The 23,067-nt window shown below is 72.7% G+C and carries 26 protein-coding genes; 10 read left to right on the forward strand and 16 right to left on the reverse strand.

Going from position 1 to position 23,067, the window contains the following annotated elements:
* Positions 1-49 precede the first annotated feature (49 nt).
* Positions 50-1,243: a protein kinase domain-containing protein gene (locus tag ACZ60J_RS14805; RefSeq protein WP_469681958.1), complete on the reverse strand. Its 1,194-nt coding sequence runs from the start codon at positions 1,241-1,243 to the stop codon at positions 50-52.
* Between the two features lie 159 nt (positions 1,244-1,402).
* On the opposite strand from ACZ60J_RS14805, the gene ACZ60J_RS14810 reads away from it, so the two are divergent.
* Positions 1,403-1,921: a DUF4240 domain-containing protein gene (locus ACZ60J_RS14810; protein WP_469682439.1), complete on the forward strand. Its 519-nt coding sequence runs from the start codon at positions 1,403-1,405 to the stop codon at positions 1,919-1,921.
* Positions 1,922-1,933: 12 nt separating this feature from the next.
* On the opposite strand, the gene ACZ60J_RS14815 is transcribed toward ACZ60J_RS14810, so the two are convergent.
* Positions 1,934-2,704, reverse strand: a complete 771-nt coding sequence (locus ACZ60J_RS14815) for an SDR family NAD(P)-dependent oxidoreductase (RefSeq protein WP_469681960.1) — start codon at positions 2,702-2,704, stop codon at positions 1,934-1,936.
* Between the two features lie 86 nt (positions 2,705-2,790).
* Here ACZ60J_RS14815 and ACZ60J_RS14820 point away from each other — a divergent pair, with 86 nt between their 5' ends.
* On the forward strand, positions 2,791-3,450 hold the full coding sequence (locus ACZ60J_RS14820; RefSeq protein WP_469681962.1) for a TetR/AcrR family transcriptional regulator: 660 nt from the start codon (positions 2,791-2,793) through the stop codon (positions 3,448-3,450).
* A gap of 43 nt (positions 3,451-3,493) precedes the next feature.
* On the opposite strand, the gene ACZ60J_RS14825 is transcribed toward ACZ60J_RS14820, so the two are convergent.
* Both ACZ60J_RS14825 and glnA read right to left on the reverse strand, forming a co-directional pair.
* Complete coding sequence (locus ACZ60J_RS14825) at positions 3,494-3,811, reverse strand: MazG-like family protein (RefSeq protein WP_469681964.1); 318 nt, start codon at positions 3,809-3,811, stop codon at positions 3,494-3,496.
* Between the two features lie 107 nt (positions 3,812-3,918).
* Positions 3,919-5,328: a type I glutamate--ammonia ligase gene (glnA, locus tag ACZ60J_RS14830; RefSeq protein ID WP_469681966.1), complete on the reverse strand. Its 1,410-nt coding sequence runs from the start codon at positions 5,326-5,328 to the stop codon at positions 3,919-3,921.
* Between the two features lie 185 nt (positions 5,329-5,513).
* Here glnA and ACZ60J_RS14835 point away from each other — a divergent pair, with 185 nt between their 5' ends.
* Positions 5,514-5,981, forward strand: a complete 468-nt coding sequence (locus tag ACZ60J_RS14835; RefSeq protein WP_469681968.1) for an RDD family protein — start codon at positions 5,514-5,516, stop codon at positions 5,979-5,981.
* A 90-nt stretch (positions 5,982-6,071) separates the two neighbouring features.
* Here ACZ60J_RS14835 and ACZ60J_RS14840 read toward each other — a convergent pair whose 3' ends face one another.
* From ACZ60J_RS14840 to ACZ60J_RS14860, 5 genes are all read right to left on the reverse strand, one after another.
* The gene (locus ACZ60J_RS14840) at positions 6,072-6,770 is read right to left on the reverse strand and encodes a DUF4191 domain-containing protein (protein ID WP_250743562.1); all 699 of its coding nucleotides are present in this window, start codon (positions 6,768-6,770) and stop codon (positions 6,072-6,074) included.
* 10 nt (positions 6,771-6,780) lie between these two features.
* Positions 6,781-6,978: an SCO2195 family GlnR-regulated protein gene (locus ACZ60J_RS14845; RefSeq protein WP_250743563.1), complete on the reverse strand. Its 198-nt coding sequence runs from the start codon at positions 6,976-6,978 to the stop codon at positions 6,781-6,783.
* Between the two features lie 236 nt (positions 6,979-7,214).
* On the reverse strand, positions 7,215-8,162 hold the full coding sequence (lipA, locus tag ACZ60J_RS14850; protein WP_469681971.1) for a lipoyl synthase: 948 nt from the start codon (positions 8,160-8,162) through the stop codon (positions 7,215-7,217).
* A 118-nt stretch (positions 8,163-8,280) separates the two neighbouring features.
* A complete protein-coding gene (gene lipB / locus ACZ60J_RS14855; RefSeq protein WP_469681973.1) occupies positions 8,281-9,078 on the reverse strand; it encodes a lipoyl(octanoyl) transferase LipB in 798 nt (265 codons plus the stop codon).
* A gap of 88 nt (positions 9,079-9,166) precedes the next feature.
* Positions 9,167-9,475: a hypothetical protein gene (locus ACZ60J_RS14860; RefSeq protein ID WP_469681975.1), complete on the reverse strand. Its 309-nt coding sequence runs from the start codon at positions 9,473-9,475 to the stop codon at positions 9,167-9,169.
* A 173-nt stretch (positions 9,476-9,648) separates the two neighbouring features.
* Between ACZ60J_RS14860 and ACZ60J_RS14865 the strand changes: the two genes are divergently transcribed.
* Positions 9,649-11,133 carry a regulator gene (locus ACZ60J_RS14865; RefSeq protein ID WP_469681977.1) on the forward strand — a complete coding sequence of 495 codons (1,485 nt, stop codon included), beginning with the start codon at positions 9,649-9,651 and terminating at the stop codon, positions 11,131-11,133.
* 168 nt (positions 11,134-11,301) lie between these two features.
* Here the strand turns inward: ACZ60J_RS14865 and ACZ60J_RS14870 are convergent, their stop codons facing one another.
* The 3 genes from ACZ60J_RS14870 to ACZ60J_RS14880 all read right to left on the reverse strand — a co-directional run bounded on the left by ACZ60J_RS14870 (position 11,302) and on the right by ACZ60J_RS14880 (position 14,416).
* Positions 11,302-12,552: an FAD-dependent oxidoreductase gene (locus ACZ60J_RS14870; RefSeq protein ID WP_469681979.1), complete on the reverse strand. Its 1,251-nt coding sequence runs from the start codon at positions 12,550-12,552 to the stop codon at positions 11,302-11,304.
* A gap of 184 nt (positions 12,553-12,736) precedes the next feature.
* A complete protein-coding gene (locus ACZ60J_RS14875) occupies positions 12,737-13,630 on the reverse strand; it encodes a TIGR01777 family oxidoreductase (protein WP_469681981.1) in 894 nt (297 codons plus the stop codon).
* A gap of 78 nt (positions 13,631-13,708) precedes the next feature.
* A complete protein-coding gene (locus ACZ60J_RS14880; RefSeq protein WP_469681983.1) occupies positions 13,709-14,416 on the reverse strand; it encodes a VIT1/CCC1 transporter family protein in 708 nt (235 codons plus the stop codon).
* A 76-nt stretch (positions 14,417-14,492) separates the two neighbouring features.
* On the opposite strand from ACZ60J_RS14880, the gene ACZ60J_RS14885 reads away from it, so the two are divergent.
* Both ACZ60J_RS14885 and ACZ60J_RS14890 read left to right on the forward strand, forming a co-directional pair.
* Positions 14,493-15,617 (forward strand): PP2C family protein-serine/threonine phosphatase, encoded by a 1,125-nt coding sequence (locus tag ACZ60J_RS14885; protein WP_469681985.1) that lies wholly within the window; start codon positions 14,493-14,495, stop codon positions 15,615-15,617.
* Between the two features lie 94 nt (positions 15,618-15,711).
* Positions 15,712-15,921, forward strand: coding sequence for a hypothetical protein (locus tag ACZ60J_RS14890; protein WP_469681987.1), 210 nt, complete (start codon positions 15,712-15,714; stop codon positions 15,919-15,921).
* Between the two features lie 34 nt (positions 15,922-15,955).
* Here the strand turns inward: ACZ60J_RS14890 and ACZ60J_RS14895 are convergent, their stop codons facing one another.
* The gene (locus tag ACZ60J_RS14895) at positions 15,956-16,219 is read right to left on the reverse strand and encodes a hypothetical protein (protein ID WP_254383401.1); all 264 of its coding nucleotides are present in this window, start codon (positions 16,217-16,219) and stop codon (positions 15,956-15,958) included.
* 106 nt (positions 16,220-16,325) lie between these two features.
* Here ACZ60J_RS14895 and ACZ60J_RS14900 point away from each other — a divergent pair, with 106 nt between their 5' ends.
* Positions 16,326-16,697: an ArsC/Spx/MgsR family protein gene (locus ACZ60J_RS14900; protein ID WP_407839484.1), complete on the forward strand. Its 372-nt coding sequence runs from the start codon at positions 16,326-16,328 to the stop codon at positions 16,695-16,697.
* An 11-nt stretch (positions 16,698-16,708) separates the two neighbouring features.
* Here the strand turns inward: ACZ60J_RS14900 and ACZ60J_RS14905 are convergent, their stop codons facing one another.
* Entirely contained in the window at positions 16,709-17,797 is a 1,089-nt protein-coding gene (locus tag ACZ60J_RS14905) for a serine hydrolase domain-containing protein (protein ID WP_469681989.1), read from the reverse strand.
* A gap of 218 nt (positions 17,798-18,015) precedes the next feature.
* The gene (locus ACZ60J_RS14910; protein WP_469681991.1) at positions 18,016-18,723 is read right to left on the reverse strand and encodes an NADPH-dependent F420 reductase; all 708 of its coding nucleotides are present in this window, start codon (positions 18,721-18,723) and stop codon (positions 18,016-18,018) included.
* Positions 18,724-18,884: 161 nt separating this feature from the next.
* On the opposite strand from ACZ60J_RS14910, the gene ACZ60J_RS14915 reads away from it, so the two are divergent.
* Positions 18,885-19,502, forward strand: a complete 618-nt coding sequence (locus ACZ60J_RS14915; protein WP_469681993.1) for a hypothetical protein — start codon at positions 18,885-18,887, stop codon at positions 19,500-19,502.
* A 10-nt stretch (positions 19,503-19,512) separates the two neighbouring features.
* Here the strand turns inward: ACZ60J_RS14915 and ACZ60J_RS14920 are convergent, their stop codons facing one another.
* Entirely contained in the window at positions 19,513-20,442 is a 930-nt protein-coding gene (locus tag ACZ60J_RS14920) for a Gfo/Idh/MocA family protein (protein WP_469682441.1), read from the reverse strand.
* Positions 20,443-20,722: 280 nt separating this feature from the next.
* Between ACZ60J_RS14920 and glnII the strand changes: the two genes are divergently transcribed.
* Together glnII and ACZ60J_RS14930 are read left to right on the forward strand one after the other, a co-directional pair.
* Positions 20,723-21,742 carry a glutamine synthetase gene (glnII, locus tag ACZ60J_RS14925; protein WP_469681995.1) on the forward strand — a complete coding sequence of 340 codons (1,020 nt, stop codon included), beginning with the start codon at positions 20,723-20,725 and terminating at the stop codon, positions 21,740-21,742.
* A 96-nt stretch (positions 21,743-21,838) separates the two neighbouring features.
* Positions 21,839-22,747: a DUF6891 domain-containing protein gene (locus tag ACZ60J_RS14930; protein WP_469681997.1), complete on the forward strand. Its 909-nt coding sequence runs from the start codon at positions 21,839-21,841 to the stop codon at positions 22,745-22,747.
* Positions 22,748-23,067 lie beyond the last annotated feature (320 nt).

Genomic DNA, 23,067 nt, shown 5'->3' on the forward strand with positions numbered 1-23,067 from the left:
TCCTTCGGGAGCGGGCCGCCTTCCGCTTTCCTCGGGCCCCTTCCTCCTGCTACGGATCCTGCCGGGCCGGAGCGGGCGCGAGCCCGTCGGCGCGCGCCCGGGCCTCGTCGAGCAGGCGCCGGGATTCCACCTCCGCCTCCCGCACGATGGCGTCGGCCCGGGCCTTGGCATCGTCCAGCACGGTACGCGCGGCTGCCCGGGTCTCTTCGAGCAGTTTCCGGGCGGCCGCCCGGGCCCGGGTCACGTCCTCGGCGGCCTGCTCGCGCACGTGCCGGACGTCTCGCTCGATACGGGCGCGCACCTCCCCGACCTCCCGCTCGGTCCTGCGCAGCAGCTCCGCGGCCTCCTCCTCGGCCCGGGCCGTACGGGGCTGCGTGCCCGGCTCCGCACCCGCGCCGGGGAGGTGCGCGCGCAGCCGGGCCACCACGGTGGCGGCGTCCGGCGGACGCCGCGCGGGGTCCTTGGCGAGCAGGCTCGCCACCAGGTCCGCCATGCCGGGCGGGACGCCGGGCGCGTTCCGGGCGGTGAGCGGGGGCGGAGCCTCGTAGAGCTGCTGCCGGAGCAGGACGTGCGGGGCCGGGTCCGTGAAGGGCGGCCGGCCGGTGAAGCCCTCGTAGAGCAGGCAGCCGAGGCTGTAGAGGTCGGTGCGGTGGTCGATCCCCCGGTCTCCGCGGCACTGCTCGGGGGACATGTAGGGGAGCGTCCCCAGCGCGGTGCCGGAGGCGGTGAGCTCGCCGAGGCGCAGGCTCTCACGGAGGATCTTGGCGAGGCCGAAGTCCAGCACCTTGACGACGCCCTCGCCGGTGAGCATGGCGTTCTGCGGCTTGATGTCCCGGTGCAGGATGCCGCGCCCGTGCGCGGCGGCGAGCGCGGAGCCGATCTGGGCGGCCCAGTCCACGACCTCGTACCAGGCGGGGCGCGGGCCGGAGTGGAAGACGGCCCGCAGGTCCCGGCCGTCGACGTGCTCCATGACCAGGTAGAGGGTCCGGCGGCCCGCCACGACGTCCTCTCCGCAGTCGTGGACGGTCACGGTGTGCCGGTGCGGGAGGTTGGCCGCGGAGCGCACCTCGTGGACGAAGCGCCGCTCGACCTGGTCCGCGTACCGGCCCGGCACGGCGTCGACGAGTTTGGCGGCGACCGGCCGGCGCATCCTCACGTCCTCGGCGGCCCAGACCTCGCCCATGCCTCCCCCGCCGAGGCGCTCCCCGAGCCGGTACCGGCCCCCGAGTAATTCCCCCCGCATCCGCGTGCCCCTTCCCTCGGCCCTCTCGGATTCTCCCGGCCCGGCGCGGTCGCGTGCGCCGGTTCCGGTCCGAGTATGCGGCCGTGCGGGGGCACGGACCGGCCTTTCGCGGCACGCGCGGTGGCGGCACGGGGGCGTACCCGTGATGCTTGAGCGGTGATGGACGAGACGGAGTTCTGGGAGATGGTCGACCGTACCCGCGAGGCCGCCGAAGGCGACCCCGAGGAACACGCCGAGCTGCTCGTGGAGCGGCTGGCGCAGCTCGACCCGGACTCCGTCCTGGACTTCGCCCGGCACTTCGAGTCGCGGTACAACCGGGCGTACACCTGGGACCTGTGGGGCGCGGCGTGGGTGCTGCTCGACGGGGCCAGCGACGACGCGTTCGACTACTTCCGGTGCTGGCTGATCGGCCAGGGGCGGGAGGTCTTCGAGGGCGGGGTGCACGATCCCGACCAGCTGGCGGAGCTCCTCGGCGAGTTCGACGAGGACATCGACGGGGACGGCGAGGAGCTGGGGTACGCCGCGGACGAGGCGTACGAGCAGCTGACCGGGGCGGTCGCGCCGGATCTGGGGATCCCGCTGCAAGCGGCCGAGCCGGAGGGCGCCGCGCTCGACTTCGAGAACGAAGCCGTGCTCGCGGAGCGCTTCCCCCGGCTGTGGGACCGCTTCAGGGGCTGACGCCCCACCTGCTCAGTAGTGCGTGCCGCCGTCGATGCGGATCTCCGTACCGGTGATGAAGGCGCCGTCCTCGGAGCCCAGCATGGCGACGACGCCGGCGACCGTCTGCGGGCCGGCGAAGCCCTGGCCGAGGGCCGGGGCGAGCTTGGCGAACAGGCTCCAGTCGGTGTCCTCGGGCAGGCCGGGGCCGGTGCCGGTGGTCATGCCGCTCTCGATGGAGCCCGGCGCGACGGCGACGAAGCGCAGACCCTGCTTGCTGTACTCGGCGGCGAGCGCGTGGGTCATGGACTGGATGCCGCCCTTGCTGGCCGCGTAGGCGGACATGTAGGGGTGCGCGAAGGACGCCGAGGTGGAGCTGAAGTTGACGACGACCGGCTGGTCGCCCGCCAGCAGCGCGGGGAGCGACTCCCGGATGACCAGGAAGGTACCGGTCAGGTTCACCGAGATGATCTTGTTCCAGAATTCGAGCGTGGTCGCGTGGGTGTGCGCGGAGCGCAGGATGCCCGCGGCGTTGACCAGTACGTCGATCCCGGTGAGGGAGTCCACGGCGGCGGCGATGCCCGCCTTGACCGCGGCCTCGTCGGATATGTCGAGGACCGCGGTGGTGAGGCGGTCCGCGTGCCCGTCGGCGGCCGCCTGGTCGGCGGTGGCCTTGAGACCGGCCTCGTTGACGTCCACGGTGTGGACGCGGCCGCCCTCGGACAGGATGCGGTGGACGGTGGCCTGGCCGATGCCGGAGCCACCGCCGGTGATGAGGACGCGACGTCCTTCGTAACGGTTCATGGGGACGAGCGTACTCCCGGGATGACACGTTTTGCCAGACTGTCAAAACATGTAATTGATGCACGGGTCCGAGGTATCCTTCCCCGGTGAGATCCCCTCGTCCGTACTCTCCCCAGGCCGGCCCCGGAGCCCAGTCGCTGAACGAGCGCCGCAAGGCGGCCACCCAGCTCGACATCGCCCGCGCCGCCTGCGAACTCTTCGCCGAGCACGGCCCCGACGGCACCACCGCCGAGGACATCGCCCACCGGGCGGGCGTCGCACTGCGCACCTTCTACCGCTACTTCCGCAACAAGCAGGAGGCCGTCGGCCCCCTGCTCGCCGGCGGGGGCGACGCCTGGCGCGCCCTGCTCGCCGAGGAGGACCCCGGCACCCCGCTCACCGAGGCCCTGGAACGCGCCGTCACCCGCTCCCTCACCGGCCCGCAGGCCCTCGAAGAGGGCCTGGAGGTCACCCGCGGCCTGCTGCGCGCCGCGGCGACCGACGAGGCGCTGCGGGCCGTCTGGTACCGGGTCAACCAGGACTCCGAGGAGCGCCTGGTCCCGATCGTGGCCCGGCTCGCCGGCCCGGAGGCCGAGCCCCTCGCCGTACGCCTCCTCGCCGCGGCGGCCACGGACGCGATCCGCATCGCCCTGGAACTCTGGTCGGCCACGGACGCCCCGCCCTCCGGCCCCGGCTCCCCCGCAGAACTCGCGATCCGCTGCCTGCGCGACCTCACGGGCGCGATGCCCCTGACGCGGCGCCCTTGACGCCCTGAGCCGCCCGCCCCGCCGGCCCGGCCGGCGGCGCCCCTCAGAGGAACCGCTCGGACTTCGCCCTCAGGTGCTCCGCGAGGAAGGCGGGAGCGTCGGGCCGCATCCGCGCCAGGGCCACCATCGCGGTGATGACGACGTCGGCGACCTCCGCCTCCACGTCGCTCCAGGTGTGCGAGTCGCCCTTGCGGGGATTGGTCCCCCTGGCCCCGATGACGGCCTGCGCCGCCTCACCGAACTCCTCGCCGATCTTGAGGACCTGCAGGGTCGCGCTCTCCTCCCGGGCCACCCCGCGCTCCCGGTCGTGCTCGTCGAACCGCGCCGCGAGCGCCCCGATGGTCTTCCACACGTCATCCATGCCCCGACGCTAGCGCCGCGGCGCCGCAACGCAGAAGCCCCGCCCCCCTCTCACGGAAGGGGGCGGGGCTTCGGTCGATCAGTGCGTCAGCACGACCACGGCACGGCTTAGAGGTCGAAGTAGAGCTCGAACTCGTGCGGGTGCGGGCGCTGCGCGATCGGGGCGATCTCGTGGGTGCGCTTGTAGTCGATCCAGGTCTCGATCAGGTCGGGGGTGAAGACACCGCCGGCCAGGAGGTACTCGTGGTCCTCCTCGAGGGCCTTGAGGACGTCCTCGAGGCTGGTCGGGACCTGCGGGACGCTCGCGTGCTCGTCCGGGGAGAGCTCGTAGAGGTCCTTGTCGATCGGCTCCATCGGCTCGATCTTGTTCTTCACACCGTCGAGGCCCGCGAGGAGCAGCGCCGCGAACGCCAGGTACGGGTTCGAGGACGGGTCCGGGGCGCGGAACTCGACGCGCTTGGCCTTCGGGTTCGAGCCGGTGATCGGGATGCGCATCGCGGCGGAGCGGTTGCGCTGCGAGTACACCATGTTGACCGGCGCCTCGAAGCCCGGGACCAGGCGGTGGTACGAGTTCACCGTCGGGTTGGTGAAGGCGAGCAGCGACGGGGCGTGCTTGAGGATGCCGCCGATGTAGTAGCGGGCGGTGTCCGACAGGCCCGCGTAGCCGGCCTCGTCGTAGAACAGCGGCTCGCCGTTCGCCCACAGCGACTGGTGCACGTGCATGCCCGAGCCGTTGTCGCCGAAGATCGGCTTCGGCATGAAGGTCGCGGTCTTGCCGTTCTTCCACGCGACGTTCTTCACGATGTACTTGAAGAGCATCAGGTCGTCGGCCGCGGCGAGCAGCGTGTTGAACTTGTAGTTGATCTCGGCCTGGCCACCGGTGCCGACCTCGTGGTGCTGACGCTCGACCTGGAGGCCCTGGGCGTCCAGCTCGAGGGAGATCTCGGCGCGCAGGTCGGCGAAGTGGTCGACCGGGGCTACGGGGAAGTAACCACCCTTGTAGCGGACCTTGTAACCACGGTTGTTCTCCTCGGAGCCCGTGTTCCAGGCACCGGCCTCGGAGTCGATGTGGTAGAAGCTCTCGTTCGCGGAGGTCGCGAAGCGCACGCTGTCGAACACGTAGAACTCGGCCTCGGGGCCGAAGAACGCGGTGTCGGCGATGCCGGTGGAGGCGAGGTACGCCTCGGCCTTCTTCGCGACGTTGCGCGGGTCGCGGCTGTAGGCCTCGCCCGTGATCGGGTCGTGGATGAAGAAGTTGATGTTGAGCGTCTTGTCCTTGCGGAACGGGTCCAGGCGCGCGGTGGTGATGTCGGCACGCAGCGCCATGTCGGACTCGTGGATCGCCTGGAAGCCGCGGATCGAGGAGCCGTCGAAGGCGAGCTCCTCGTTCGGGTCGAACGCCCGCCCCGGGATGGTGAAGTGCTGCATCACACCAGGCAGGTCGCAGAAGCGGACGTCAACGAACTTGACGTCGTTCTCCTGGATGTACTGCGTCACTTCGTCGGCGTTCTTGAACATCCAACTCCTCCTACTCCCGGCCCCGGGGCAGGGGCGGGTTTTATAGCTAGTGGTGCGTCAGTGCGGTGCCGCACGCTGACCCGACCATAAGCAGACGGGGTTTCTCAAGCATGACCCATTTGTTTCGCACAAGTTAACCAGGGTCCCGTCGGAACGGCGTCAGACGGCACGGGTACCGTGTTGGCGTGGACAAGAGGCAAGCAATCGGATCCTGGCTCTCCGGCCCCCGCGAGGCCGCGGAGGAGATGGGTGCCGACTTCGGGTACCCCGGCAAGCAGCTCGGCCTGCCGCAGCACGGGCCCGGCTCGGTGGCTCGTTTCGGCCGCCGGCTCGGCGCCGTGGCCATCGACTGGCTGGCCTGCCAGCTGATCGCGTACAGCCTGATCACGGGCCGTGACTGGAACGGCTCGGGGAACTGGACCCTGGCGGTCTTCGTCACCCTGGTGGTCCTGACGGTCGGCACGGTGGGCTTCACCCCCGGGAAGCGGATTCTGGGCCTCCGTGTCGTCTCGCAGAACGGCGGCCCGCTCGGATTCGGCCGGGTCCTGCTCCGCACCGCCCTGCTCGCCCTGCTGATCCCGGCCCTGGTCTGGGACCGCGACGGCCGCGGCCTCCACGACCGCCTCAGCGGCGCCGTGCAGGTCAGGATCTGAGACGGCAGAAGGAACCGACACGACCGACACAGAGGGGCGCCCCGGGCCATCGGCCCGGGGCGCCCCTCTGTGTCGTATACGAAAAGCGGATCAGCGCATCTTTCCGCCGCGCGGCATGCGCATCCCCTTGGGCATCGGGCCCTTCGGGATCGGCATGTTGCTGAGCAGGTCGCCCATGGCCCGCAGCTTGTCGTTGACCTGGGTGATCTGGGGGCCGGAGAGCACGCGGGGCAGCTTCATCAGGGTCGTACGGACCTTCTTGAGCGGCACCTCGCCCTCGCCCTTGCCCACGATGAAGTCGTGGACCGGGATGTCGGGCATGATCCGGGCCAGCTTCTTCTTCTCGTTCGCGAGCATCGGCTTCACCCGGTTCGGGTTGCCCTCGGCGATCAGGACCACGCCGGCCTTGCCCACGGCACGGTGGACGATGTCCTGCTGCTTGCTCATCGCGACGGCGGGGGTGGTGGTCCAGCCCCGGCCCACGTTGTCCAGTACGGCCGCGGCCGCGCCCGGCTGTCCCTCCATCTGTCCGAAGGCGGCCGTCTCGGCTCGCCGTCCGAAGATGATCGCCATCGCCAGGAACGCCACCAGGAAGCCCAGGATGCCCAGGTAGACCGGGTGGTCGATCAGGAAGCCGATCGCAAGAAAGACACCAAAGGTGACGATTCCCACGCCCGCGACGATCAGACCGACCTTCGGGTCGGCCTTGCGCGTCATCTTGTACGTCAGGGCGATCTGCTTCAGTCGCCCGGGGTTCGCAGCAGTCTCTGCGTTTGACTTCCTCGCCATGCAGCGAAGTTTACGTGGCCTTCTCGGTCCGGGTCGCCGCGGCCTCGAGTACGTGCTCGGTTTCGACCCGGTCCTTGGCCCTGCGGCGGTCTTCGAGGACGGCCGTCCAGGCGTTCCGGCGGGCACCGCTCATGAGCAGCGATTCCAGGCCGCGGACGGCGTCGGTGAAGGAAGGAATGGCGATGGCGCGTACGGGCGCGGCCTGCATGGTGTCGACCCTTTCACGGTGCTCACGTCGGGGGTGGCCAAGCGTGTGTGCGGTGCGTCGAACAATCGTCACTGACTGGTGTTACCAGGGCATGACCGACTGGTCAAACAGTGATGAAACCTTGATGCGGCCCACCGGACTCTCGCTAGCAAGAGCCTAGGGGCCGCATCGATGCGGTGTTACCCGGAAGTAAGACTTTGTGCGCGAGTTCACATACCTTGCGCACCACGCGTCACTCAGACGGTCGCGCGCTTCTCCATCGCCTGCTGGTAGAGGCGTCCGGCGCGGTACGAGGAGCGGACCAGCGGGCCGGACATGACTCCGGAGAAGCCGATCTCCTCGGCCTCCTTCGCCAGCTCCACGAACTCGGCCGGCTTCACCCAGCGCTCGACGGGGTGGTGGCGCGGCGAGGGCCGCAGGTACTGGGTGATGGTGATGAGCTCGCAGCCCGCCTCGTGGAGGTCCTTCAGCGCCTCCGAGACCTCTTCGCGCTCCTCGCCCATGCCCAGGATCAGGTTGGACTTGGTGACGAGGCCGTAGGCGCGGGCCTGCCGGATGACGTCGAGCGAGCGCTCGTAGCGGAAGCCGGGGCGGATGCGCTTGAAGATGCGCGGCACCGTCTCGATGTTGTGGGCGAAGACCTCGGGGCGGGAGGCGAAGACCTCTTCGAGCAGCTCCGGGACCGCGTTGAAGTCCGGGGCCAGCAGCTCGACCTTGGTCTGGCCGGCCGCGCGCTCCGCCGTCTGCTGGTGGATCTGGCGCACGGTCTCCGCGTAGAGCCAGGCACCGCCGTCGACCAGGTCGTCGCGCGCGACGCCCGTGATGGTGGCGTAGTTCAGGTCCATCGTGACGACGGACTCGCCGACGCGGCGGGGCTCGTCGCGGTCCAGCGCCTCGGGCTTGCCCGTGTCGATCTGGCAGAAGTCGCAGCGCCGGGTGCACTGGTCGCCACCGATGAGGAAGGTGGCCTCGCGGTCCTCCCAGCATTCGTAGATGTTCGGACAGCCGGCTTCCTGGCACACCGTGTGCAGTCCTTCGCCCTTCACCAGGGCCTGCATCTTGGTGTACTCGGGACCCATCTTGGCCCGCGTCTTGATCCACTCGGGCTTGCGCTCGATGGGCGTCTGGGCGTTACGGACCTCTAGGCGCAGCATCTTGCGTCCGTCGGGTGCGACTGCGGACACGACCGGCTCCCTGTGACTTCGATTCTTCGGCGCCCACCAGGGTACGCCCGTAATTTCATAGCTCTTACGTCGGCCAACCTGCGGGCGGCCCGACCCATTCCCCGGCGTCCCCCGGGGATCAGGTCGCGGCGGTCTCTATCTCCCGCGGCCGCAGCTCCGCCTGCTCCAGCACGTCCTTCAGGTGCCGTTCGACCACCGGCAGCACCTCGGCGATGGTGATGTCGCGGCCCAGTTCGTACGAGAGCGAGGTCACACCGGCGTCCCGGATCCCGCAGGGGATGATCCGGTCGAACCAGGTGCTGTCGGGGTTCACATTGATCGCGAAGCCGTGCATCGTGACGCCCTTGGCGACCCGGATGCCGATCGCGGCGAGCTTGCGGTCCTCGCGGCGCTGGCCGGCGTTGGACGGGGCGTACTCGGGGCCGTTCAGCCGGGGGTCGAACTCCTCGTCGTGCAGCCGCGGGTCGAAGTCCAGCGAGAGACCGCCGATCTTCGGGCGCTCCTCCACCGGGTCGCCGAGGACCCAGACGCCGCTGCGTCCCTCGACGCGGGTGGTCTCCAGGCCGAATTCGGCGGCCGTGCGGATCAGCGCGTCCTCCAGGCGGCGGACGTGGGCGACCACGTCGACCGGGCGGGGCAGCTTCATGATCGGGTAGCCGACCAGCTGGCCCGGGCCGTGCCAGGTGATCTTGCCGCCGCGGTCCACGTCCACGACGGGCGTGCCGTCGAGCGGGCGCTCGCTCTCGGCGGTGCGCCGGCCGGCCGTGTAGACCGGCAGGTGCTCCAGCAGCAGGCAGGTGTCCTCGATCTCGTCCGCGAAGCGGGCCGCGTGCACCCGGCGCTGCTCTTCCCAGGCCACCGTGTACTCGACGGCCTCCGGACCGAAGCCCATGCGGACAAACCCAAGCTCAGCCACCGCGGCGCCTCCTCGTTGAACCTGCCGACGAACTTGCTGTGTGCACCTATCGCACCAGGCAAGGGTACGGCGGCCCCCGCGGGCCCCGTCAGCCGCCCGTCCCGGGGAGCTGTTTCGGCCTCCTGCGGCCCTTCGGGGGCAGGTCCGGGTCCTCGTCCGCCCGGGGCAGCCGGCGGTGCCCTTCGGTGTGGTCGTTCACCCAGCCGCAGACCCCGCAGGCGTAGCGCCCGTCGAGGCCCGCGATGTAGGTCCCGCAACGCCGGCACTCCGCCTCGGTCAGCTCGGGCGCGGTCAGCTCGGGCACGTGCGGGGCAGCCGTGGACTCTGCGTGGCTGCCGTCGCCGTCGGGGCGCGCGCAGCTGCCGGGGTGCGGGTCCCCGGTGGGCCGGCGGGTCATGGGGCGCAGCGTACGCGGGTGGAGGGGGTCCGTCCGTAAAGAGACCCACCGGTTCTGCACACGATCGGATGAATGTGGGACAGAGAGGGCGGTACGGGCGAGGTTCGCCGCTACATTCACGCCGTTCACAGGGCCGGGTCTCCGGTCCGTCACGTCAGGAGACCGTGGAGCCGATGACGGAACGACCTGCCCAGCGCGTCCCCAACCGGCAGCTCTCGGCGCTGATCGCCGAGGCCGGGTTCTCCAACGCCGGGCTCGCCCGCCGCGTCGACCAGCTCGGGCTGGAGCACGGTCTCGATCTGCGGTACGACAAGACCTCCGTGACCCGCTGGCTGCGCGGGCAGCAGCCGCGCGGCACCACCCCGGCGCTGATCGCGGAGGTGTTCACCCGGCGCCTGGGACGGCGGCTGTCGGCCCAGGACCTGGGCCTGGACGCGTGCGCCCCGGTGTACGCGGGGCTGGAGTTCGCGGCCACCCCCGAGGAGGCCGTCGACATCGCGAGCGGCCTGTGGCGCAAGGACTCCGGTTCGCACGCCGAACTGCGCAAGATCGCCTTCACCCCGGCCGGGCTGGTCGTGCCCAGCCGGGACTGGCTGATCGGGCGGGCCGACGAGCGGGTCGGCCGGGGCGCGGAGCAGGCCGCCCCGCGCGTTCCCGAGCAGGGCCGCCCGGAACCGGGCCGCCTCGATCAGGGCCGTGCCGTGCCCGGGCGGGCCTCGGTGCCCCGGCAGCGGCAGATCGACCGCGGTCCCGGGCAGCGGGTCACGGGCGGTGACATCGCGGCGCTCAGATCGGTGGGCGAGCTGTTCCGCACCCTGGACCACGCCTACGGGGGCGGCCACGCCCGCCAGGCCCTGGTGCGGTACCTGGAGCACGAGGCCGAGCCGATGCTGCGCGGCACCTACGGGGAGACCACCGGGCGCCGGCTGTTCTCCGCGGCCGCCGATCTGACCCGGCTCGCGGGCTGGACCTCGTACGACATCGCCGCGCACGGGCTCGCCCAGCGGTACTTCGTCCAGGCGCTGCGGCTGGCCCAGGCCGCCGGGGACCGGCCGTACGGGGCGTACGTGCTGATCACGATGAGCCGGCAGGCGGTCTACCTCGGCCACGGCCGGGAGGCGGTGCAGCTGGCCCGGGTGGCGCAGCAGGGCGTGGGTTCCGGGCCGCCGCCGGTGGTGCAGGCGCTGCTGCACGCGGCGGAGGCGCGCGGGCACGCGGTGCTCGGGGAGGTCAGGGCGTCGACGGCCTCGCTGGTGCGGGCCGAGCGGGCGCTGGGCGCGGCCCGGCCAGGGGACGACGTGCCGCACTGGGCACGCGACTTCGACGAGGCGCAGCTCGCGGACGAGTTCGGCCACTGCCACCGGGACCTGCAGCAGTACCGGGCCTCCGCGCAGCACGCGGAGCGGTCCCTGCAGTTGCGGGCGCCCTCGTACGCGCGGTCGCGGCTGTTCTGCCGGGTGGTGCTGGCCACGGCGCGGCTGGGGCTGGGCGAGCTGGACCAGGCGTGCGCGCTGGGCGCGGAGGCGGCGCAGCAGGCGATGGAGATGCGGTCGGTGCGGGCGGTGGAGTACGTACGGGACTTCGAGCGGCGGCTGGAGCCGTACCGGGACGCGTCCGCGGTGCGCGGGTACCGGGACCGCGTGGCTGCCCTGTCCTGACCCTGCGGGTCGGCTGCGGTGCGGGGCCCGGCGGGCGGCCGCGCCGTGGAATCCCTGCGGGTCCGTTCCCGGGGCTCCGCCCCGGACCCCGCTCCTCGAACGCCGGAGGGGCTGATCTTCGCCCTGCGGGCGGACCAGCCCCTCCGGGGTCCTCGGGCGTCCTGGGCCTCAGGCCGCCAGCGGGAGGGTGGCCTGCGGGGCGGTCGGGACGGGGATGCCGAAGTCGCGCAGGACGGCGGCGGCGGCGCGGCGGGCGGAGCGCAGGGCTCCCTCGACGGTGTTGGTGTCCCGGTGGTCGCCGCACACGTACAGCCCGGCCAGGACCCTGACGGTGCGCCGGGTGTCCTGCCCCGGCGGCATGGCGGGTACGGCCTCGCGGGTGTGGTGGACGGCGAGCAGCTGCCAGTCCCGGGTCGCGGTCTCGTAGAGCCGGGCCAGCCGCGAGGCGACCGTGCGGGTGGGCGGCGGCGGGCCGAGGACGGTGGTGGTGACCAGGCTGCGGCCGGCGGGGGCCCGGGTCGGGTCGACCGCGCTCATCACGGCGGTGTGGGCGACGGGCCAGTCCGGGTCCCCGTCCAGGAGCAGCGAGCCGTCCCAGGGGAGCGGGGTGGTGGTGGCGTGGTGGATCACGGTCACCTGGTGGAAGGCGGGCACGCGCAGGCCCGGGAGCAGTTCGGCGGCGGCCCGGGCGCCGGTGGCCAGGACCGCGGAGCGGCAGCTGAAGTCTCCGTGTTCCTCGGTGGTGACCAGGTTGGTGGCGACGGAGCGGACCCGGACCCCGGTGCGTACGGTGCCGGGCGGCAGCGCGGCGGCGAGCAGTCCGGGCAGGGTGGCGGCGCCGCCCTCGGGTACGGCGAGGCGGCCGCGGGCGAAGGTGCGCAGGGCCAGGTCGGCGACCCGGCTGGAGCTGGAGAGTCCGGGGTCGCGCAGGAGCGCGGCGAGGAGCGGGCGCAGCGTCGTACCGAGGCGGCTGGAGCTCAGGGCCGCGTGCGCGGTGCGCTCGGGGCGGGCCAGCAGGCGTTCCTCGGGCAGGGCGGCGAGGCGGGCGAGCGCCGCGCCGATCCGGGCCTGGTCGAGGGAGCCGCTGGTCAGGGCCCGGGCGGGGGTGAGGGCGCCGGCGCGCAGCGCCTTGCCGTCGCTGTGGACGAGGGCGCCGGGAGCGAAGGTCTTGAGGACCAGGCCTTCCAGGCCCGGGGTGCGGGCCGGTTCGGTGTAGGCGGTGTTGAGGAGCTGGCCGATCCGGTCGAGCCGGAAGCCGTCCACGGTCTCGGTGGCCATCCGGCCGCCGGCATCGGCCGCGCCCTCCAGGACGATGACCGTGACCCCGGCCGCGATCAGGTGGTGCGCTGCCGCGAGTCCGGAGACTCCCGCTCCTACGATGACCACGTCCGCATGGTGTGCGTGTGCGCTGTTGAGCACGTGCCCCTCCCCGAGGTCGGCCCGGCTGTGTGGGGAACCTCCTTCCCCCAACGGAGTCCAGCGGAACCCGAGTTGGTCGGACCATTACGGGTGATGCGGTCAACTCCGGTCGCACGACGGTCGCATTCGGCGTAACTGCGCCTCGAAGTGTGCGCCGGGCGCTCCCCCAGAGCTCCGGGGCGTTTCAGGCCTCCAGTGCGGCCCTGATCGACTCCTCGATCCCCGGGTACCGGAAGACGAACCCGGAGTCCAGCAGCCGGGCGGGGCGCACCCGCTGACTGCCCAGCACGTCCTGGGCGAACTCCCCGAGCACCGCGCACATGACCGGCGCGGGCACGGCGCACACCGCCGGGCGGTGCAGGACGCGGCCCATGGCGGCGGTGACCTCGCGGTTGGTCAGGGGCTCCGGGGCGGTCAGGTTCACCGGCCCCGACAGGGCGGGCGTGTCGAGGATGTGCCGCAGGGCGGCGATCTCGTCGTGCATGGAGATGTACGACCAGTACTGGCGGCCGTTGCCGAGGCGGCCGCCGATCCCGGCCTTGAAGATCGGGAACAGCTTCCCCCAGGCCCCGCCCTCGGCGGAGACGACCAGTCCGGTACGGGCGTACACGGTCCGGATCCCGGCCTCCCGGGCGGGCGCGGCGGCGGCCTCCCAGGCGACGCAGACCTCGGAGAGGAACCCCTCCCCCGCCGGGGCGTCCTCGTCGACCATCCGGTCGCCCGTGTCCCCGTAGTACCCGACGGCGGAACCGCAGACGAGCGTCGCGGGCGGCTCCTCCATGGCGGCGACGGCCGCGGCGACGGCGGCCGTGCCCTTCACCCTGCTGTCGCGGATCTCCCGCTTGTAGGCGGCCGTCCAGCGGTGGTCGCCGACCCCGGCGCCGGCGAGGTGCACGACGGCTCCGCAGCCGGCGAGTCCGGCCGGGTCCACGTACCCCCGCGCGGGGTCCCACCGCGCCTCGCCGGGCCCGGCGGGTTCGCGCCGCACGAAGCGCACGACCTCGTGTCCGTCGGCCTTCAGTGACCGCCCGAGGGCGCTGCCGATGAGCCCGGTGGCACCGGTGACTGCGATACGCATGCGCCCATCTTGGCAGCGCCCCGGCCCCCACGGGGGCTCCGCCCCGGGCGGGGCGGGGGCGGAGCGGGCCCGGGGCCCTCAGGTGGCTGCGCCCAGCCAGGTGCCGACCGCGTAGGTCACCGCCATGGCCAGGGCGCCGCCGACGACGTTGCGCAGGACCGCCCGGGCGGGAGGCGCCCCGCCCAGCTTCGCGCTGAGCACACCGCACAGGGTCAGGGAGAGCAGCACCGCGACCACGGTCACCGGGACCCGCCCCGACGCCCCCGGCAGCACGATCGCCAGCAGCGGCAGCAGCGCCCCGACCGTGAACGCCACCAGGCTCGCCGCCGCCGCGTGCCAGGGGTTGGCCAGCTCGTCGGGGTTGATCCCCAGCTCCACGCGGGCGTGCGCCCGCAGCGCGTCCCGCTCCGTCAGCTGCTGCGCGGCCTCCCGCGCCACCGGCTCGCTCAGCCCCCTGCCCACCAGCAGCCCGGTCAGCTCCTCCAGCTCCTCCTCCGGCGACTCCTCCAGCTCCCGCCGCTCCAGGTCCAGCGCCGCCTTCTCCGAGTCCCGCTGGGAGCTGACCGACACGTACTCCCCCGCCGCCATCGACAGCGCGCCCGCCAGCAGCCCGGCGACGCCCGCCGCCAGGATCGCCGCCCGTGAGGTCGTGGCGCCGGCGACGCCGACCACCAGGCCCGCCGTGGAGATGATCCCGTCGTTCGCGCCGAGCACCCCCGCGCGCAGCCAGTTCAGCCGGGTACTGATCGCCGCGCTCTGCGCCGCCGCGCCATCCGCTTCCGTCACGCCACCACTGTCGCGGGCACCGCCGGAAGGAGCCACCCGGCGTGCGCGCCCCCGGTGCCGGGATCAGGGTGGAGGGGTGAGACGCCGACGCGAGGAACCGGGCTGGCTGCGCGGGACACCGCCGCCGCGCTGGGCCCGCCTCGCGCCCGCGGTGGCCCTCGTGGTGCTGGTGTTCGTCCAGCGCATCACCCCGGGCGACGTCGAGCTGGGCTACTTCCTGGCCGGGCTCCCCCCGGTCGCCGCCTTCGCCTACGGGGCCGCCGGGACGGCCGTCTTCGCCGCGGTGGTGCTGGTCCTCGTCGGCCTGCCCTCGCTCGGCATCGCCCACGCCCAGGGCTCCGACCTCGCGACCGTCGCGGTGATCGGGCTGCTCAGCGTGGTCGTCGCCTGGGTCCGAAGACGCCGCGACGCCCAGCTGGTGAGCGTGCGCACGGTCGCGGAGGCGGCGCAGCTCGCGGTCCTGCCGCCGGTCCCCGAACGGGTCGGTGCGGTCGGCTGCGCGGGCCTCTACCGGGCCGCCCAGATCGGCACCCTGGTAGGCGGCGACCTGTACGACGTACGGGTCGGGCCCTACGGCGTGCGCGCGCTGGTCGGCGACGTCCAGGGCCACGGCCTGGCCGCCGTCGGCACCGTGGCCTCGCTGCTCGGCGCCTTCCGGGAGGGGGTCCTGGACGACGCGGAACTCACGACGGTGGCGGCCCGGCTGGACCGGCGGCTGCTGGCGGACGCGGCGGCCGAGTCGGTGGCGCACGCGGAGCTCTTCGCGACGGTGGTGCTGGTGGAGTTCCCGACCGGGCTGGACCTCGTGCGCATCGTGTCGTGCGGGCATCCCCCGCCCCTGCTGCTACGGGGTTTCACGGTCTCGGAGGTCGACGTGGACCCGGGGCCTCCCCTGGGCCTGGGCCTGGCCGGTCCCACCCCGGCGGAACCGGCCGAGCTCCGGGTCGCCCCCGGGGACCGGCTCGTGCTGTACACGGACGGGGTGACCGAGGCCCGGGACGTGGCCGGGAACTTCTATCCGCTGGCCGCGCGCGTGCCCGTCCTGGCGACCGATCCCGCGGGGCTGGCCCCGGCGGTGTGGCGGGACTTGCGGTCCTTCACCGGGGGCGGACCGCGCGACGACGTGGCCCTGCTGGTGCTGTCCCCGTCCGCGGAGCAGGACGGGGACAGCACCAGCAGGGCGGTGACCACGCCGTACTGATCACATGACCAAACGGCGACAAGCGCCCATTCGGGGCTATTCGCATGTTTCGCTCGGGTCTTCCAGCCCTTCGAGCACGGAATCCGAGGCCCACATGATGCACGCACCGTACAAGCACAACCAGCGGATCACCGCGGTCATCGCGGCGGCCGGAGCCGTCGCCCTGATCACCGGTTCGATCGTGTTCGGCCTCGCCGGAGCGGAGGCGGAGGCCGCACCGGGCGCGGCGCGCGACCAGCAGGTCGAGGCCCCCGCCCCGCTCCGGGCGGACTCGGAGCCGCCCCGTACGCACGGGGCGGGCTGAGCCCTGGCCGGCCCGGCCCGCCCCGGCTCCCCGGTTACCCGGCGTCGCGGATGAAGGAGCGGACCATCTTGCAGGTGACGTTCGACGGCCGGCGGATGCCCGTCCGGACGGCCATCGTGCGGATCTTGCGGTTGGTGGCGCGCTGAGCGTCATACGTGCCCGAGTCGAGCAGCGATATGGCCAGCCGCATGGCCTTCAGCCGCCGGTTGTGGCTCTCGTACCACTCGCGGGGCAGCCCCGCCGGCAGCGGCTTCTTCTTGACGGGCCCGATGGTGTGCAGGGTCATGGCAGTGGCCATCTACAGCCTCCCAAAGGCAAGTTGGCGTCCTGTCCTTCTCCTTGAATTTTACCGGCGACCACTGACAAAGGACCTGGCCAGGCAGCGCCTCGCTAAGCTTTCGGGCATGGAGATCTGGATCAACCCCGCCTGCTCGAAGTGCCGTAGCGCACTGACCCTGCTGGACGCGGAGGGCGCCGAGTACACCGTCCGCCGCTACCTGGAGGACGTGCCCTCCGAGGCCGAGATCCGCGAGGTGCTGGGCCGGCTGGGTCTGGAGCCCTGGGACATCACCCGCACCTCGGACCCGCTGGCCAAGGAGACCGGCGTACGGGACCTGCCGCGCGAGGAGACCGAGGAGGCCCGCGGGGCCTGGATCAGCCACCTGGCGGCCCACCCGAAGCTGATCCAGCGCCCGATCATCACGGCCGAGGACGGCACGGCAGTGGTGGCCCGCTCCGAGGAGGCCGTCCGCGACGCCCTCTCCCGCACGGCCTGAGGGACACCCCCCTAGCCTGCGGAGCCCGTGAAGCCGGTGAAGCCCGCGTTCACGAACTCCACCACGCGTCCTGTCTGCTGGTCCTTGGAGGTGCCGGGCTTCGGGTTGTGGGCGTAGACCAGCCGCCGCCCGGCGTTCTCCGTGGCGAACACCCCGGTCGACCAGCCGGGGCCGGAGCCCGTCTTGCCCCAGACCACCGTGCCGCCGGCCGTCTCGTGGCGCATCAGGCCGGCCGCGCTGAAGCAGGCCCTCGGCGACAGGCAGCTGTTCCCCTTGGCGTTGGGCACGTCCGGAACCTCGTACAGGTGCCGCTGCTGGGCGGGCGGCAGCAGCCGGCCGCCCAGCAGGGCCGCCATGAAGCGGTCCAGGTCGGCCGCGGTGGAGTCCAGGCCTCCCTCCGCCCAGAACCTGGCCATCCGCGGGTCCGCCGACATCCGGGTCGAGCGCAGCCCCAGGGGGTGCACGATGCGGCGCTGCAGCTCCTCCCCGTAGCTCCGGCCGGATATCCGCTTCACGAGCAGGCCGGCGACGAAGGTGTTCGTCCCGTTGTACTGCTGGACCGTGCCCGGTGCGGGTGTGCGGCCCGGGCGGGCGGCCGCGTCCGCCGCGAACGTGTCGAGCACCATGGTGCGCGGATCCGCGGACTCACTGGTGAGCATCGGCAGGTCGGCGGTGTGGTCCATGAGCTGGCGCACGGTCACCGCGGCGTAGGCATCGGGTATCAGGTCGGGCAGGTAGCGGCGCACCGGCGCGTCCATCCCGATCCGGTGCTCGGCTGCGAGCCGCAGCACCAGGACGTTCGTGAACAGCTTGGTGACGCTGCCGATCGGGACGTCCGCGTCGGCGGCGACCGGCCCGCCCGTTCCGGTCCATGGTGTGCGCAGCCCCGCGCCGGACAGCCGCACCAGGGCACCCGTGGAGACCTCGTCGGGCAGTGAGGCCAACAGGCCCCGCAGCGCGGCGGGGTCGTGGGCGGCACCCCGCTCGGCGTGGGCCGCGGTCGCGGCCAGTGCGGCCGGGGCGCCCGCACTCACCACGAGGGCCGCCAGCGCGATGCCGGTGACGGCGATCCGGCGGAGGGTGCGGGGGCGTGCGTTCATCGCTGGCTCCTGGAGAAGGCGACTCGGTGGGCTCTGACACCAACGCTCCTCCGTCCAGAGCGCGTTGCCCATCGGTGATCACCCTGACCAGACCCCGAGGCCACCCCGAAGGAACCCGTTCGACCCGCCCCGAGGCCGGCCCCGAGGCCGGTCGCGCGGACCCCCGGCCCTTCCGGATCAGGCCGGGCCCGCGGCAGCGGCTCCGGCCGTCGGGATCCTCATCCGGCGGAGCCCGCCGGCCGGACGGCCTCGGCCAGGGCGGTGCGGACGGCCGCGGCGCCGGCAACGGTCCCGGGGTCCTCGGCAAGGCCCCCCGGACGGGCCGGGTCCTCGGCGTACGGGAGGACGTACACGGGCGTGTCCCGCTGGAAGCGCCAGCTCTCGGCCAACTCCCCCGCGTCGACCGCGTCGTAGCCGAGGAGGTCGAGGAGGCGGGTGGCGGACGCGCGGGCGGCCGGGTCCTCGCCGGCGATCGGCAGGGCCGAGCGGTCGGGGGAGCCGGCCGGGCGGGCGAGGGCGAGCAGGTGCTTGAAGTAGATGTTGTTGAACGCCTTGACCACCTGCGCCCCGGCCAGGTGTTCCTGGACGAGCCCGCTGGTGGTGGCCTCCTCCGCCTCCAGGGCGGGGAAGAGCCCGTCCCGCTGGGGGTAGTAGTTGAGCGTGTCGAGCACGACCTTGCCCGCCAGTGCCTCGGCGGGGAGCTCTCGGTAGCTCCCGAGCGGGATGGTGGCCACGACCCAGTCGCCGGCGGCCGCCGCCTCCGCGGGAGTGGCGGCCCGGGCCCGCGGACCGAGTTCGGCGACCAGGGCGTCCAGCGTCTGCGGTCCCCTGGAATTGCTGAGGACCACGTCCAGCCCCGCGTCCACGGCGAGCCGCGCGAGGGTGCTTCCGATGTTGCCGCTTCCGATGAGTCCAAGAGTTGCCATGCGGGGTTCAAGTCGCCCGCGGTCCACGGTATTCCGCCGCTGCGGCACCGGGGTGAGGCCCCGCGCTCCCCGCTCCCGCCGGGCCCTTCACCTCGGCCCCACCTCACGCCTCGTAGGGTGGGGCCAGCACAAAAGGCACGTACCGCACCAAAGGACCCCTCGTGAACGAGCAGCACCACCCGCGGCCCACCACGCCCGGCGAGCCTCCGGTGCCGCCGTCGTCTCCGGCACCGGCAGCGCCTCCGACACCGGAGACGCCTCAGGGTCTCCCCGCGTCCGCGATCCCCCCGCTCCCGCCGCCCCGGCGCGGCGCCGACTGGATGTTCGGCGGGGTGTACGGGACCGTCCTCGCGTCCGGGCTGCTGGCGGCGCTGGACCAGAAGGGCGGGGAGTACACCCCCTTCTACGACGCCAGCTGGGTGCTCGTCACCGCCGCCACCGCCGGGCTCGCGCACGGGTACTCGCACCACATGAGCAGCCACCAGGCCGGCTCCGTCGGACACCGGTGGCGGATCCTCGCGCGGGCGCTGTGGAACGAGTGGCCCATGATCGCGGCCACCCTTCCCACCGTCCTTCTCCTGCTCGTCGCCGGACTCGCCGACTGGGACTCGCACGGGGTCACGGCCGTCGGGCTCGGCGTGAACACCGCGCTGCTGTTCGCCTGGGGGGCCTTCGTGGCCATCCGGGTCGGTTACAAGCTCGGCTCGGCCCTGCTCATCGGCCTCGCCGACGCCACGATCGGACTGGCCATCATCGCGGCCAACGCGGTCATCAAGTGACGGCTCCCGCTCACTGCGGCAGCTGCCCCTCCGCCTCCGCCAGGATCTCCGTCAGCCGGGCTCCGAACTCCGCCCCCCGTACGTCCGGCACCCCCGTGCGGGCAGAGGTGAGGAGCGCGTCCAGGGCGCGGCCGTAGGCCCCCGGGACGTCGCTCCACTCCGGCAGGCCGAAGACGCCCGCGGTCCCGCGCAGCTCCAGCCCCACACCGGCGGCGGCGCGCGGGGAGCTGAGGCTGAGCACGGCGGTGCTGGCCGCGCCCGTGGTGTGCCGCAGGGCCAACTGGACCACGTCGGCGGGGCCGCGGGTGGCGCTGACCTCGGTGACGTCGCCGAGGACCGGGACGAGTACGGACAGGGCGTGCGGACCCACGTCCCACAGCCCGCCCTTGGCCTGGCGCCAGGGCGAGTCCGCGTAGGCGCTGGGCTCTCCGTCGGGCGGGAAGACCGCGCCGAGCCAGTGCGCGGCGGCGGTGAACCAGCCCGTGCGCTCCGCCTGCTCCGCGACCCAGCCCGCGGTCGGCTCGGCGAAGCGCAGGGTGAGGAAGACGACGGAGGCGACCCGGTGCTCCGCCACAGCCGCGGCGACCGCGCGGGCGTCGGCCGGGGTCGTGGCGACGGGCTTGTCGAGCAGCAGGTGGCAGCCGGCGGCGGCCGCACGCACGGCGAGCGGGGCCTGGACGTCGGGCGGGAGCGCGAAGGCCACGGCGTCACAGTCGGCGAAGAGCGCGTCGGGGTCTTCGTACACCTTCACCCCGTACTCGCGGGCCAGCTCGGCCGCGGCTTCGGGGCGCCGGCCCCAGACTCCGGCGAACTCGGAGCCGGGGTGCGCGGCGAGGGCGGGGGCGTGCGTGCGGCGGGCCCATGGGCCGGTGCCGAGCAGCCCGACGCGTGGGCGGGGCCCGGGAGCGGCCTCTGCGGCGGCATCTCCGGCGGACGTCAAATCGTACGAAATGCTCACCCGCCCAGTCTGCCCCACCCGGACGGGTGTTCCGACGCCAACCCTCTCGACCGCGCCCACCTGCGGCGCAAACCTCGGTAACACGGGGTTCACATACGGGCAACGGAAGAGAAATCGCAAGCGGGCACTCTGCGGTCTACACCGCAGAACGAATGTCGCAGTAGGCGAGCCACAGGGACGTGAACCGCCGTACGCGATCCGCAGGACGCAGCGCAGCACCCGAAGGGTCTGCGCCGGAGCGACGCACCGAAGGATGGGGCCCGTGAGCTACAAGGCTGAGTACATCTGGATCGACGGAACCGAGCCGACGGCGAAGCTGCGCTCCAAGACCAAGATCATGGCGGACGGCGACGCCCTGCCGATCTGGGGCTTCGACGGTTCGAGCACCAACCAAGCCGAGGGCCACGCCTCCGACCGCGTACTGCAGCCGGTGTTCACCTGCCCGGACCCGATCCGCGGCGGCGACAACGTCCTCGTCCTGTGCGAGGTCCTGAACATCGACATGACCCCGCACGAGTCGAACACCCGCGCGCTGCTGCGTCCGATCGCGGAGAAGTTCGCCGCACAGGCGCCGATCTACGGCATCGAGCAGGAGTACACCTTCTTCGACGGCGCCCGCCCGCTCGGCTTCCCGGTCAACGGCTTCCCGGCCGCGCAGGGCGGCTACTACTGCGGCGTCGGCTCGGACGAGATCTTCGGCCGCGACATCGTCGAGAAGCACCTGGACCACTGCCTCGCGGCGGGCCTGTCCATCTCCGGCATCAACGCCGAGGTCATGCCCGGCCAGTGGGAGTTCCAGGTCGGCCCGGTCGGCCCGCTGGAGGTCTCCGACCAGCTGTGGATCGCGCGCTGGCTGCTCTACCGCACCGCCGAGGACTTCAACGTCTCCGCGACGCTGAACCCGAAGCCGGTCAAGGGCGACTGGAACGGCGCGGGCGCGCACACCAACTTCTCCACGAAGGCGATGCGCGAGGACTACCGCGCGATCATCTGCGCCGCCGAGTCGCTGGGCGAGGGCAGCAAGCCGCTGGACCACGTCAAGAACTACGGCGCCGGCATCGACGAGCGCCTGACGGGCCTGCACGAGACCGCCCCGTGGAACGAGTACAGCTACGGCGTCTCGGACCGCGGCGCCTCGGTCCGCATCCCGTGGCAGGTCGAGAAGGACGGCAAGGGCTACATCGAGGACCGCCGCCCGAACGCGAACGTGGACCCGTACGTGGTGACCCGCCTCATCACGGACACCTGCTGCTCCGCCCTGGAGAAGGACGGCCTGGTCTGACCCCGGCCGACCCCCTCTGACACCACCACGACGCCCGCCCTCCCCCCGGGGAGGGCGGGCGTCGCGCTGTCAGTGGCGGCTGCCATCGTGTGGCGCATGCTGCCCGTCGCCCTCCGCACCCAGCCCGGCGAGACCTACCGCCGGCCCGCGCTGCCCATGCTGTCCGAACTCGTCGGGCGCATCGGCGCCGACGGCGACCACTTCCTCATCGCGGAGCGGCTGCCGGACGAGCCGGAGGTGTTCGTCCAGGTCTGGCACGAGACCGGCGGGGACTACCAACTGGAGTACCGCGACGGCGCCCCCGACCGGCACTTCCAGGCCTTCGTCCGCACGACGGCGGAGGTGGTGGACGTCATGGCCCGCTGGGCCCGCCAGGAAAAGGGCTGGGCCGTCGGACCGTCCTGGGAGCGGCTTGAGTTCCCGGTGGAGGAGACGGCTCCGCTCGCCCCGGAGGTGGAGGAGGAGCTGACCGCGTACGTACGGGACGGGCTGCGGTGCGGTTACGACGACCGGGCGGCCATGAGCGAGAACGCCGAGGAGTACCTCGTCGCGGACGGGGTCCGGCCGGTGTCACGTGCGCAGGCCGCGCACCTGGTGGACCGGCTCTGGCGGGAGCGGCTGGCGGAACAGGCCGACTGGGTGGGCGAGACCGACCCCGAGCGGCTGGCGCGGGCCTTCGCCTCGCTCGAGGCCACCGGCATCACCGCGCGGGAGAACTTCGCCTGCTGTCGCTCCTGCGGCCTCGCGGAGATCCGGGCGGCGGGCCGCGAGGACGCCCGGGGGTTCGTCTTCTTTCACTCGCAGTGCACCGAGGGTGTGGCCGCGGGAGGGGACCTGTGGCTGCTCTACGGGGGCTTCGCGCAGGGTGATGAGCCCACCGTCGCCGTGGGGCGGGAGGTCGTCCGGGCGTTGGATGCGGTGGGGCTTGCATGGGTGTGGGACGGAACCGCCCGTGATGCGGTTCGGGTGGCGGGCATGGAGTGGAGGAAGCGGTTGGGTGGGTGACGGTCTGTCGGGGTTGTGAAGGTCCGGTCGCGGCATGATCGCGGAATATGAGATTCCTATCCACGAAGTGAGACGGGGCCTGCCCCGGCGTCCCCGTGTCTGCTTGAATGGGGTCATGGCCAGCCACTCACACACCTCGACAGGTCGTAGCGACCTCGAGCCGTTCTGGCCGTCCCGTCAGGACCATGATTTCGACCGGGTGTGTTGCCGCGCGAAGAACGCGCCGGCCCTCTAAAGCCTCCGGGACCTCCAAGCGACCTCCTCCAGGCCTTCGGTCTGCGCGGTACGACACAAGACGACGCCCTTACGCACGTCTCCTG

The organism is Streptomyces sp. NPDC104226 (assembly GCF_055584085.1).